Annotated in this window: 16 protein-coding genes; all 16 read left to right on the plus strand. The window is 37.9% G+C overall.

Annotated elements, in window-relative coordinates; all coding sequences use genetic code 11:
- Positions 1-340: 340 nt before the first annotated feature.
- Positions 341-1588 carry a DNA polymerase IV gene (gene dinB / locus KQI87_RS07645; RefSeq protein ID WP_216459618.1) on the plus strand — a complete coding sequence of 416 codons (1248 nt, stop codon included), beginning with the start codon at positions 341-343 and terminating at the stop codon, positions 1586-1588.
- A gap of 14 nt (positions 1589-1602) precedes the next feature.
- Entirely contained in the window at positions 1603-1815 is a 213-nt protein-coding gene (locus KQI87_RS07650; RefSeq protein ID WP_024720752.1) for a DNA-binding protein, read from the plus strand.
- A 12-nt stretch (positions 1816-1827) separates the two neighbouring features.
- Positions 1828-2067, plus strand: a complete 240-nt coding sequence (locus KQI87_RS07655; protein ID WP_005344271.1) for a hypothetical protein — start codon at positions 1828-1830, stop codon at positions 2065-2067.
- 250 nt (positions 2068-2317) lie between these two features.
- On the plus strand, positions 2318-2890 hold the full coding sequence (locus KQI87_RS07660; protein WP_216459619.1) for a hypothetical protein: 573 nt from the start codon (positions 2318-2320) through the stop codon (positions 2888-2890).
- Positions 2891-2899: 9 nt separating this feature from the next.
- Positions 2900-3271 carry a hypothetical protein gene (locus tag KQI87_RS07665; RefSeq protein ID WP_216459620.1) on the plus strand — a complete coding sequence of 124 codons (372 nt, stop codon included), beginning with the start codon at positions 2900-2902 and terminating at the stop codon, positions 3269-3271.
- Between the two features lie 103 nt (positions 3272-3374).
- Entirely contained in the window at positions 3375-4214 is an 840-nt protein-coding gene (locus tag KQI87_RS07670) for a PD-(D/E)XK nuclease family transposase (RefSeq protein ID WP_216459621.1), read from the plus strand.
- Between the two features lie 189 nt (positions 4215-4403).
- Positions 4404-4718: a helix-turn-helix domain-containing protein gene (locus KQI87_RS07675; protein WP_216459622.1), complete on the plus strand. Its 315-nt coding sequence runs from the start codon at positions 4404-4406 to the stop codon at positions 4716-4718.
- Between the two features lie 155 nt (positions 4719-4873).
- The gene (locus KQI87_RS07680) at positions 4874-5086 is read left to right on the plus strand and encodes a sporulation initiation factor Spo0A C-terminal domain-containing protein (protein ID WP_117649047.1); all 213 of its coding nucleotides are present in this window, start codon (positions 4874-4876) and stop codon (positions 5084-5086) included.
- Positions 5087-5093: 7 nt separating this feature from the next.
- On the plus strand, positions 5094-5525 hold the full coding sequence (locus KQI87_RS07685) for a hypothetical protein (RefSeq protein ID WP_216459623.1): 432 nt from the start codon (positions 5094-5096) through the stop codon (positions 5523-5525).
- 326 nt (positions 5526-5851) lie between these two features.
- Positions 5852-6325, plus strand: a complete 474-nt coding sequence (locus tag KQI87_RS07690) for a sigma factor-like helix-turn-helix DNA-binding protein (RefSeq protein WP_216459624.1) — start codon at positions 5852-5854, stop codon at positions 6323-6325.
- Positions 6326-6569: 244 nt separating this feature from the next.
- Entirely contained in the window at positions 6570-6752 is a 183-nt protein-coding gene (locus tag KQI87_RS07695; protein WP_055057332.1) for a hypothetical protein, read from the plus strand.
- A gap of 153 nt (positions 6753-6905) precedes the next feature.
- Positions 6906-7271, plus strand: a complete 366-nt coding sequence (locus KQI87_RS07700) for a type II toxin-antitoxin system PemK/MazF family toxin (protein WP_216459625.1) — start codon at positions 6906-6908, stop codon at positions 7269-7271.
- Between the two features lie 56 nt (positions 7272-7327).
- Positions 7328-7594, plus strand: coding sequence for a DUF6870 family protein (locus tag KQI87_RS07705; protein ID WP_119221745.1), 267 nt, complete (start codon positions 7328-7330; stop codon positions 7592-7594).
- Positions 7595-7732: 138 nt separating this feature from the next.
- Complete coding sequence (locus KQI87_RS07710; protein WP_119221743.1) at positions 7733-9370, plus strand: recombinase family protein; 1638 nt, start codon at positions 7733-7735, stop codon at positions 9368-9370.
- Positions 9370-11100 (plus strand): recombinase family protein, encoded by a 1731-nt coding sequence (locus KQI87_RS07715; protein ID WP_216459626.1) that lies wholly within the window; start codon positions 9370-9372, stop codon positions 11098-11100. The genes KQI87_RS07710 and KQI87_RS07715 overlap by 1 nt, the downstream gene beginning before the upstream one ends.
- Positions 11079-12686, plus strand: coding sequence for a recombinase family protein (locus KQI87_RS07720; protein ID WP_118142744.1), 1608 nt, complete (start codon positions 11079-11081; stop codon positions 12684-12686). The genes KQI87_RS07715 and KQI87_RS07720 overlap by 22 nt, the downstream gene beginning before the upstream one ends.
- Positions 12687-12713: the final 27 nt, after the last annotated feature.

Genomic DNA, 12713 nt, shown 5'->3' on the forward strand with positions numbered 1-12713 from the left:
GCTGGTTCTCGTGCATTGGTCTCCCATTTGGAGATTGCTTTTGTAGTGACCTGAATACCTTCCTGAGAAAGCAGGTCTACCAGATCTGATTGAGAGTATCCTTTCTTTTTTCTATTTTTTGCTAATATTTCCCCGAAATTACGCATTTGTTCGCCTCATTTCTATTTGAATTTTCTATATGCATTATACCGTATGTTAGAAATAAAATCAACAATAATCTCCAAAATGGAGAAAATACAACCAAGATGTTACTTGACTATCTCCGGAATGTCGATATATACTAAACATACAAAAATTGATAAGACATCATGTTGAAGGAAACAGCTGGGAGGTGAAAAGTTTGAGTGAGCGTGTGATCCTGCATAGTGATATGAACTGTTTTTATGCCAGTGTAGAAATGCTGCATCATCCGGAATTTGCCGGAATGCCGCTGGCAGTCGGTGGCGATCCGGAAGCCAGACATGGGATTGTGCTGACAGCAAATTATATTGCAAAGCAAAAAGGTGTAAAGACCGGAATGGCATTATGGCAGGCAAAACAGATTTGTCCGGAAATCATATTTGTACCACCACGGATGGATTTGTATTTGAGATTTTCAAAGATGGCAAGAGAAATCTATTCGGAGTATACGGACAAGATCGAGCCATATGGAATTGATGAAGCCTGGCTGGATGTATCGGACAGCAGAAATCTGAAAGGAAGCGGAATGACGATTGCAAGAGAAATCAGCCATCGGATTAAATACGAACTGGGTGTAACGGTAAGTATTGGAATTTCCTGGAATAAGATTTATGCGAAACTTGGTTCAGATTATAAAAAGCCGGATGCAATCACAGAGTTTAATCGAGAAAATTATAAAGACAGGATATGGCAGCTTCCAGCGTCAGATTTGCTTTATGTCGGAAGACAGACAAATAAGAAATTGCAAAAACTTGGAATCCGGACAATCGGGCAACTTGCGGAATCAGATGAAAAGTTGTTAGAGAGTCATTTTGGAAAAATAGGAAATGTATTATGGGCTTTCGCAAATGGCTGGGATGAAGATCCGGTTTGCAAGGAAGGATATGAAGCACCAGTAAAGTCGATAGGTAATAGCACTACAACACCGAGAGATCTGGAAAATGATCTGGATGTCTGGATCATTCAAATAGCATTGGCAGAAAGTGTAGCTGCACGATTGCGGAAACATGGATTTAAATGCAAAACAGTAGAAATTACAGTTCGAGATAATCGATTGTATAGTTTTTCCAGACAGATACATTTACGACAGCCAACGAATATTACAAACGAGATTGTAACTGCAGCATTTCAGCTATTTAAAGATAATTACAAATGGGAACATCCCATTAGAAGCCTGGGAATCCGAGCTGCGGATCTTGTGTTAGATGATATTCCCGTGCAGTTGGAGTTATTTGGAAATCAGGAGAAAAAGGAAAAGTTAGAGAAGCTGGATCGTACTGTAGATGAGATCAGACGACGGTTTGGTTATTTCAGTATACAGCGAGCGGCAATGTATCAGGATAAAGTCTTATCCCACTTAGACGCTGGTACGCACACGATCCATCCACATAGTTATTTCCATGGGTAATTGGAGGGATAGATTTGAAAAAAGCATTAACCAGAAAACAGGAAGAAAGTTATCAGTGTATTTTACGATATACCAATGAACATGGATATCCACCGACAATACGGGAATTTGGGAAATTGATCGGGGTGAAATCAACATCATCTGCTTTTTCCAGAATCAAACAGTTGGAGTTAAATGGATATATCCGCAGAATCCCGGCATCGCCAAGAGCAATTGAGATTTTATAGTGAGGTGTCGGCATGAACAAAGTATATGTAGATGTAGTAGCAGAGTTTCGGAAAGATGGACAGCTGGTTCCCATATTTTTTACATGGGAGGATGGAAGAAAGTATAGCATTGACAGAATTTTGAAAATCGAGCGATGCGCCAGCAGAAAGGCAGGCGGTGTAGGAATGATGTACACCTGTATGATACAGGGGCAGGAAAGCCACTTGTTTTACGAAGTGGATAAATGGTTTATGGAGAGAAAAACAGCATAAGGAGAGATTGGTATAGACGATATTATTTGGATTATTAACCGGCAGGGATAGTCACTTTCCCTTTATATTCCTGTAGGTTTTACATAAGAAGATGGATTCCGGTCAGCAAAGGCAGCTCCCACAATGCCTTTTGGATATCCGCTTCTGCAAGTTGTAGTAAGTAATTGCTTCCCATCAAAATCATGGGGAAAGCGAACTGGTCTGAAAGACCGCCAGTTAGTGTGATGATGATAAGGAGATTTTGAAACTGATGACAGACAGAGATTATGCAATTAAATCAATGAAAGAAATTACCTTCCAGATGGCAAGTCATGCACAGGATTATCTGGAAGTTACAATCGAAAGACATTATACTGATATTAAAGAACTGATGACAAGCTATCAGAAATTGATTTTGGAAAACCAGATTGTGTTAGAAGAACTGGATATGGAATGCCAGGAGAAAATCAATGAAGATATGGCATATGCATTGAGTTATCTGAGCATTTACAACAACCAGCTGAATGTGCCAAAGATGCACCGGGAGATGAATAATCTGATGATTATTTATGGATTGTCGGACATGATCTATCGGGGAATGACTTTGGTGAAGTTCTATGCACCGAATGGTGTGATGCTCAGTGAAATCCTTCATTCCTGTTTTTGCAGTCATTATAATAAGACAGATGTGGAAGTACAGCAGGAGTTAGGAATAGGCAGGACTTCTTTTTATAAAATGAAGAAGCTGGCACTTGGGTATTTAGGATTTTATTTTTATGAGATCGTGGTACCGCAGGCAAAGGATAAAAGATTTAAACCGTCACTGGGCGTTGAGGAAGAGTAGGTGAGTAATATGAGATACGAAGATTCGATGAAAGGTGTAGCTGATCAGATAATCAAAGAACAGCAGCGAGCAAGTAAAATTAAAAACAATCCAGAAGAATTCCATTGGCATGACGAATATGCAACGTTGAATTTCTTTCGGTTTATCTGCAAAAATATAGGTAACTTGGGAAATGGAGAAATTGAAAAAATGGTCACACGCTTAAAGCAGATAGATCAGAAAGCAGTGAAAAACCATGTGAATGGTGCTGTTTGGGCATTTGATTATGATAAGATGTTCTGTGTACTGATGGAAAATGAAATTTGCCGAAAGGTGTGTGAAAAGAATAAATATAGTAGTTGGACGAAGCTGATTGGAAATTATTGTCTTCAAGTGGTGTAGGATAAAATAGTGGCTTGTGAAAAGCTGATTTTGATGTTAAGATGAAATTGGGATAGGAGACATTTAGGAACCTATCCTGACATAGCAAAGAATGGAGGCGAGAATGGACGTGGCGAAAGAAGAAATCGTGAAAACAGAAGAATTGGAAACACGTTACGAAAGATACAAGGGTATCTTAAAAGACCTTACCATCATGAGCGATGTGTTTATGCGGAATGTATTCAAGAAACGGGAATGTGCAGAATATGTTCTGCAGGTAATTATGAATAAAAAGGATCTGAAAGTGATTGATCAAGTTTTGCAGAAAGACTATAAGAATTTGCAGGGGCGTTCAGCTATTCTGGACTGTGTTGCCAGAGATTCTGAAGGCAAGCAGATGGATGTAGAAATTCAACAAGACAACGAAGGGGCATCTCCAAAAAGAGCAAGGTATCATAGTGGTCTGATGGATATGAACACATTAAATCCAGGGCAGGATTTTGATGACCTTCCGGAAAGCTACGTGATTTTTATCACCAGAGACGATGCACTTGGATACGGACTTCCGATTTATCATATAGACAGGAAAATCGAAGAAGTCAGTGAGAATTTTAAGGATGAAGCTCATATTATCTATGTAAATTCTAAGAAACAAGAAGATACAGAATTAGGCAGACTGATGCATGATCTTCACTGTAAGAATGCAGAAGATATGCACAGTAAGATACTTGCTGACAGAGTATACGAATTGAAGGAAACACAGAAAGGGGTGGAATTCATGTGCCGTGAGATGGAACAGATTTATAGTGAAGGTATTGAAAGTGGTGAGCTGAAAAAAGCAAAAGCCTCAGCATTATCCATGGCTGCGGATGGAATGAAAGTTGATAAAATAGCCCACTATCTTAATGTGAGTGTTCAAATGGTGCAGAAATGGATTGATGAGAGCATGAGTGTTGCACATTAACAAATGATAAATTTTAATGGAGCTACCAGGGGATACTAATTCTTCTGGTGGCTTTTTTGTGTGTTGTATGTAAAAAAAACGAAAACTAGTTCTATAGAACTATAACTTGATTTGCGGATTCTGTATCTTTCAATTATCCATCAGTATACTAATTTTAGACCGAATTATCGTTCTGAAGGAGGTGCTACGATGGATTTAAAAGCGGTTGGTCAGCGAATCAAAGCAGCAAGAGAAGCTAAAAATCTTACACAGGAAGAACTGGCGGCGCTGGTAAATTTAAGTACAACACATGTCAGTGTGATAGAAAGAGGACTGAAAGTAACAAAGTTGGATACCTTTGTAGCAATTGCCAATGCACTTGATGTATCGGCTGATGCGCTACTGATAGATGTTGTGACACATTCTGTGACAGGTGTTACTAATGAATTGTCTGATATGATAGAAAAATTGCCAAAGGACGAGCAGAAAAGAATTTTAAATGCGATCAGAGCTTTGGTAGACTAATGAAATAGGCATTGAAATCGAAGAGCATTAAGCTCTTCTTTTTTTTATTCTTTTTTATGGATTCGTTTGTGAAAATATCTTTTTTCATAGTGAGAATCATGATATAGTAGTTCTAAAGAACTATAAATAATTCTTTGGAACCGGAGGGCGGGTAAATGAGAGAAAAAACTATTTATGAGAAAATTGCTGAAAAGTACAATACGACACCAGAAGAGGTGCGTCGGGAAATGCAGATAGCGATTGATGCTGGATTTGATGATCCAGATCCGGCTGTACAGGCAGAATGGAAGAAGGTAAATCTTAAAGGAGACAGACCTACACCGGAAGAAGTAATCAATTACGCAGTAAAACAATTAAAAGGAAATTAATGAAAATATGAAGAAAAAGACAATTGCAGTGATCTCAGGAGCAGTCATCTTGATAATTGCTGCAGGAAGTATTTATGGGAAACCTGAATCAAGTCATAAGGAAGGTGAACCGGATGTGGTAGGAACATTTTCCGTAAATCGGGATGAACATTTAATTGTGGTCGCTAACCGAGAAAATATTGAGGATAGAGAAGTGTTTGCAAGAGAACTTTTGCAGATGTACAAGGATGATTCTTTTTATTCGACAAAATTCTCCACAGACAGGGGATATGCGACGAGTCTTGATATGAACATCTATTTATGGAAAGAGGATATTGAAGATGGGGAATCGGTAATGACAGCCGAATATAGACCTGTAGAATACGGAAAGGACTATGATGTAGTCAATAATCCTGATAAATTTCAACTATATATAGATGGAAAAGAAGTAGAAGAATAACACGGTGAACTTTTTATACTGAAATATGTACGATTCCAATAATGATATGAACTTATGGGAACATATTGCGGATACTTTGTGAACTTTATCCTGATACAATGATTATGCTGATGAAAGAAGGCATAGATAACTGAATACAATAAAGAGACGAAAGCCTCAGTAGTTAAGAAAAAACTACTGGGGCTTTTTTTCGTGCCTGAATTTCTCAGTCAATAACTGCGGGCGTATCCCGGCAGGATAAAGGCGGAGCAGGCATGATCCTAAACAGAGGTCCGCCTTCTGGATTTGAAACGAGCAACAAGATTTCAAATTCAGGAGGAACGGATATGTATATTGAACATCCATATTTTTATGAAGGAAAGTATTACGCAAATATTGATGGAGAAATGATCGAGATTACAAAAGAAGTTGCGTATGCGATGAATAATTTTTACAGAAGCAGCAAGGCAAAAAAAGTTGAGATTAAGAATGAACTGGGTGAGGTTGTGGATAAGATGCTGAGAGAAGTACCTTACAGCGGTCAGTCCATTGATGGAGAAGGCTTCATGATTGAGGATTTTCCAGATCTGAACTGTGATGTAGAGCACTATGTACTGACAAAAATGGAACAGCAGAATATTCACAAAGTGATCAATCAGCTGAACTCAGAGGAACGCATGATTATTTATGGCATTTTCTTTGAAAACAAGACACAGACACAGATGGCGGATATTATGGGGATTTCCAGACAGATGCTGTCATACAAGCTGAAATCCACTCTTAATAAGATGCGTGAAATGTATATGAATAAATTTTTTTAAAAAATTTTTCAAAATCTTTTGCATCTGCCAAAGTCATTTGACTTTAGTAATTAGAGGAAGTTAAAGGACTTCCTAAAATGAACCATGATAACAGAATATCCAATAATAACTGACGTGACATTTCATGCAGAGAGCACGAGGAAGATGCCGCTATAGGATTATAAGCCAAAACCAAGATTTTTAGTTCAGTCTGTAATGCTGCGAAAAAGCACTGACCGAAGCCAGCTGGCAGGCTGGTGATGCGATGATATGTATGAGATGCGATACACTTGCAGATCCTGAGAAGTCTGTAACTGGTAAACCTATGAACTGCTGGAGCCTGGAAACGAGAGTTTTCGGGTTGTGGTCCGGAGTATGCATTCGGGCAGGTTATTATTCCCTTCCTGCATATGCGGGAGTAACGATTCGGGGTATCGAGGATAAATAGAATCGAGCGAGCACTGTTTAATAATCAAATTGGCTATAGAGGTTATGCGGCAGAGCTTTCCTTATGGGAAAGAAACTCTGCCGTATTCCTGTGGAGCCAATATAGCGCTATGGATGCTTTACAAATAAAAATAATAGATTGGAGAGAGGACAAATGACAATCCGCAGAGGAGATATTTTATGGGCAGATCTCGGTATGTTTCCTGCAACATCTGTTCAGGGTGGTGTAAGACCGGTGATCGTAGTGAGCAATAATAAAGCCAATACATACAGTTCAGTCATAACGGTAATTCCGCTGACATCAAGAATATATAAGAAACGGTATTTGCCAACACATGTATTTATCAGTAAATATGATATGACGGGAATCCGAAAAGGAAGTTTGGCACTGGCTGAACAGGTTATGAGCATTTCTACGAAATGTATTATTGAGAAATGTGGAAGAGTGAACAAGTGGAGCCTGGATCGGGTACTGAAAGCAGTACGGATTCAGATGGGAATGGAAGAGAAGACTACATAGCAGTTACGAATATTTATTTTCGATAATGGTAACTATAGGAAAAGGAGGCGATGTCCATGACAGCAGTTGAAAGATTAGAAGCGTTGAAAACGGTTGATATCAAAGAGATTGACCGAGATAGTTTGCCAAAGTACAAGGATTTGATTTCAGAGCTGGATAGCAGGAAAAGCAATAAGATGGAAGTGCTGCTTAATCACTCTGATAACCCGTATGTATATGAAGATATGGGCTATGTCGTAAAAAGTGTTTTTAATACAGCTGCTTCCCTTTCCTATATAGACTGTACAAAACAGCTTGTAGCAAAGAAAGCTGGATTGGCATAAGGGAATAACTGGAACAACAAAATTTCATATTCACACAGAAGACGAAGTGTGCTATAATGCTAACAGGACTAAATTTGAATAGAGCACTTCTATTTAAGGGTTCTGTTTTGGCAGAATCTTTGGATAGGAGTGTTTTTTATGCAAAAAAATATCTGGATAGCAGCCAAGTACCTTCGTCTCAGTATTGAGGACGGAGATAAGGCTGAAAGTGAATCTATTGTAAATCAGTCAATTTTGATTGATAACTATATGAAATCGACGTCTGATATTACTATTGTTGAGACATTTAAAGATGATGGTTTTTCAGGTACAGATTTTAATCGACCTGGTTTTCAGGCAATGCTCAAAGCAATTGAAAATAAGGAAATCAACTGTATCATTGTAAAAGATTTATCCCGATTTGGTAGGGAGCATATAGATGTTGATCGGTATATTCAAAAAGTATTTCCACAACTGGGAGTACGATTTATAGCAATCAATGATAATTATGATTCTGAAACAGCAAACATTACCGATACACATCTTGTATTACCGGTAAAATCTTTTGTCAATGACACATATTGCAGACAGAATTCCCAAAAGGTACGAAGTCATTTAAGCGCAAAACGGAATATTGGAGAATATGTTGGAAATTATGTGTCATATGGGTATAGAAAATGTAATGCTGATAAAAGTCAGATAGAAATTGATCCGGTTGCTGCAAAGCATGTAAGAGATATTTTCACCTGGAAGATGGAGGGCATGAGCAATCAGCTGATTGCAGATAAACTGAATGAACTGGGAGTTCTTGCACCGGCTGATTACAAACGTGCGACCGGAGTAAACTTCAAATCGTCATTTCAGACACATCTGACATCCAGGTGGTCAGCAGTAGCAATTATCCGTATCTTAAAGAATCCAATCTACTATGGAGTGCTTCAACAGGGAAAATCCCAAAGAATTAACTATAAAGTTAAGGTGCAGAGGGCATTACCAAAGGAAGAATGGGTGATTTTTGAAAATCATCATGAAGGTATCGTTACAAAAGAAGAATATGAAACAGTTCAGATGTTGCTTGCGAAGGATACCAGGATAGCACCCGGAGAAAACAGACTTTATTTGTTTGGTGGGTTATTATCCTGTGGAGACTGTGGAAGTAATCTGATCCGGCGAACTAACAGTTATAAAGGAGAAAAGACAGTTTTTTATATCTGTTCTTCTTACAATAAAAAGAAGGATCAATGTTCCCGACATAGCATCAGAGAAGATGTGCTGATTCAGCTGGTGATGGATTCTTTGAAAATGTACAGTAAGATGACGGATGCCATACGAAATGCAGTGGAGTATTTGAAAGAAAATTCTTTGGATACACAGACGTTGATACAGCATGATGACCAGATACTTGAATTACGAAACAAAGTCAATAAATATTATAAGTTGTTACATTCATTATCGGGAAATCTTGCGTCAGGAGTTATTTCTAGGGATGATTACGCTTTGCTTAGAGAACGGTATCAGACAGAAATTAAAAGTCTGGAAAGCAATATTGAAAAGCAGGAAGAGTATATGGAAGATCTCCTTGAAAATAAACTGCTGTGCGAAGAATGGGTGAATACATTTCTTGAGAAACCGTCGCTGGGAGATCTTGACAGAGATATGCTTCTTCAGTATGTGGAAAAAATAAATGTATTTGAAGGAAGAAAAATAGAGATTGTTTACCGATTCCAAGATGAGTTGGTAACAGCTGCAAGATTGGCAGAACAGATTGGAAAAACAAAACAGGAGGTGGCTGTATAATGGCAAGAACAAGAAATCGCCAGATGAAACAGGCTGAAGCATTCGTACAGGCATCACCGCAGAAAATCTGGAAAGCCGGTATTTATACCAGAATATCTGTAGATATCAATGGTGAGAAGAGAGAATCACTGGAGACACAGAAACTGATCGCTCTTTCTTACGCAGAATCTCATCCGGATATTGAAGTTGTAAAGTTTTATAAGGATGACGGTATATCAGGTACGAAATTTGATCGAGATGACTTTGTGAGAATGCTTTGTGACATCAAAACAAAAGAAATAAATACGGTCATAGTAAAGGATTTATCACGATTTGGTCGAGATTTGGAAGAAGTATCAAAATACCTGGAAAAAATATTTCCATTTATGCAGGTGCGCTTTATATCAGTCAATGATAACTATGACAGTATCAGTCCAGAATGTGACAATCAGATGCTGGGAATCATGATATCGAATCTTGCAAATGATATGTACGCAAAAGATGCATCAGTAAAGATGACAAGTGCTATGAAAATTAAGATGGAGTCAGGTGAATATTGTGGTGGAGATGCTCCTTATGGGTATAAGAGAGCTAGAGATGAAAAAGGAAAATCTACTACTGTTCCCGATCCTTTAACTGCACCGTATGTAGTAGAAATATTTGAAAAACTTGCTGCAGGGCAGTCATATTTGAAAATTTCGAGAGAGTTTAATACCATGCTGCTGGCTTCGCCAAGGGTATACGCAAGAACTGGGAAGTTATTCTTGGATAGAATTGACGAAACGGATATGCATTGGCAATCATCTGTAATTAAACAGATTGCGGAAAATAGGCACTATTTGGGAAATATTTATTCACATAAAACAAGAACCTCACTTCTTACAAAAGAAAAAAATGTAATGTTGGATAAAGAAGAATGGATTGAACATGTGAATACCCATAAGGCTATAGTGAGTGCTGAATTATTTGAAAAAGTACAAAATGTAATCAAATTAAAGCAGGAGAAAGCATTGCCCAAAAAAGATTTATCGAATATGCAGACTCATGGAAAACAGGATAATAAGTATGTTGGATTGATATACTGTGGTGACTGTGGCGCTAATATGGTTCGGAGATACTATTACAGCGAAAAGAATGGTGTTTTGTATTACAATTACTATTTCATTTGTGGTAATTATGCAAAAATTTCCAAGGAAAAATATAACTGTAATCGCTGGAAAGAAGAAGTAATTGATGAACTGGTGTATCGGGCACTCATCATGCAGCTAAAAACAGTATGTGAATTAAAAACGCAACTGAAACGCTTTAATGATGAATATTTTGAAACATTCCAAAAATATTTGAACAGGGAACAGAGTAAGATTGTTCAGCTCAATAAAAGGAACGAAGCAAGACGATTTGAATTATATGAGCAATATGTTTCGGGCGAGATTGATACGGATGCATATAATCGTATGACAGAAAGAATAACCGTGGTCGAAAAAGACCTGGTTACAAGACAGAAAGAAATTGAGAAGAGTAGAAAAATTACAGAAAAATTGTGTAAAAAGAACTTCTCGTGGCTTGCTGAATTCAGTAAAGGAAAGAATTTGGAATTCCTTACAAAAGATGTTGTCCGTTCTTATATAAAGAAAATCTCTTTATATGAAGACAAACGTATAGAGATCGAATTTAAATTTCAAGATGAAATACAGGCGTTATCAGAAATTTTAGAGGAGGGGGTGATCAGATGTCAGATGGTAAGTGCATAGTAAAGTATTTAAGATTGTCGCTGGAAGATGAGGATATGCTGGATGAATCCAATAGTATTACCAATCAGAGAATTGTGATTGGGCAATACATAGCCAGTAAAAATGAGTTCAAAAATACGGAAGTGTTAGAATTCAAAGATGATGGCTATAGTGGAACGAATTTCGATCGCCCAGGATTCCAAAGTATGATGGAATTAGTAAGAGATGGAAAAGTCAGCACAATTATAGTGAAAGACCTTTCTCGATTCGGCAGGAATCATATAGAGGTTGACACATATCTGGAACAAATTTTTCCATTTATGAATGTGAGATTCATAGCGATCAATGATAATGTTGATAGTATGAAATATGAATCTGGTATGCCGGGAATAGATGTTGGTTTCAGAAATATTATTAACGAACATCATAGCATTGATACTTCCGTTAAAGTAAAAAGAACTTTGATACAGCGTCAGAAAGCTGGAAAATATATGGGAGCGAGAGCACCGTATGGATATTTGAAGCCTGATGAAGATGTGACCAGCCTCGTGATTAATCCGGAGACAGCGCCTGTTGTGAAGATGATATTTCAGAAATATCTTGATGGAATGAATATTACTCAGCTGGCACGTTACCTGAATGAGCAGAAAATTATGAGTCCAGGTCAATATAAAAGAGAAGTTCTGAAAACTGGTGTGAAGAAAACAACAGAAAAATATATCTGGTATCCGGTAACTGTAAGACTGATACTGATGACAGAAACGTATACGGGAACTACGATTGGCGGCAAGTGGAAAGTTGCTTCGGTAGGAAGTAATAAGCATTTGAAAACAAAAGAAGAAGACTGGATTGTGGTTGAGGGTACGCATGAAGCGATTGTTTCTAAAGAGGTGTTTGATGCTGTACAGGAAAAGTTGGAATTAAATTCCAGAAAGAGGAGCAAAACCCACAATAATAATTATCCGCTGAAAGGATTGGTAAAATGTGGGGGATGCGGTCAGAATCTACAGCATGTAACCAGATGCAATCCGCACTTTAAGTGCCCAAGGAAATTTAATGCGGCAAATCAAGATTGTGTAACAGACAATTTATATGATGACGAGTTCAATGAGATGATTTTCAGGGCAATTAAGCTGTTTGCAAAGATCAGTGATGATGCTGAACCGGTACTCGAATTACAGAAAGCAGAATTAAAATCAAAAGTGAATGGAGCTGCAAAAAAGATTCGGGATGCCAAAGACAGTATTAGCAGATACAAGCACCAGAAGACTGAACTATATATGCGATATGCAATGGAAGAAATCTCAGAAGAAGAGTTCACCAGAAAAAATGACAAGCTGGATAAACAAATTGAGAAAGAAACCTTAGCGATAGCGCAAATGGAGACAGAACAGAGTGAAGCGGCTGAACGTTTATTTGAACTTCCGCCCGATGGCAGACAGTGCCTGACAGACCTGATCGAAGGAAATAAGCAATTAACCAGAGAGATAGCAGTAACTTTTATTCGTGGTATCAAGGTATATAATGATAAGCGAATAGAAATTGAATGGAATTTTGCTGATGAGCTGGTGAAGTATGTAGAGCAGGTGCAGAAAATCTGCAGTTGAAGTGATGATGGACAAATTACAAAAATT

Source organism: Blautia sp. MSJ-9 (assembly GCF_018919065.1).
In the GTDB taxonomy this organism is placed as follows: Bacteria; Bacillota; Clostridia; order Lachnospirales; family Lachnospiraceae; genus Blautia_A.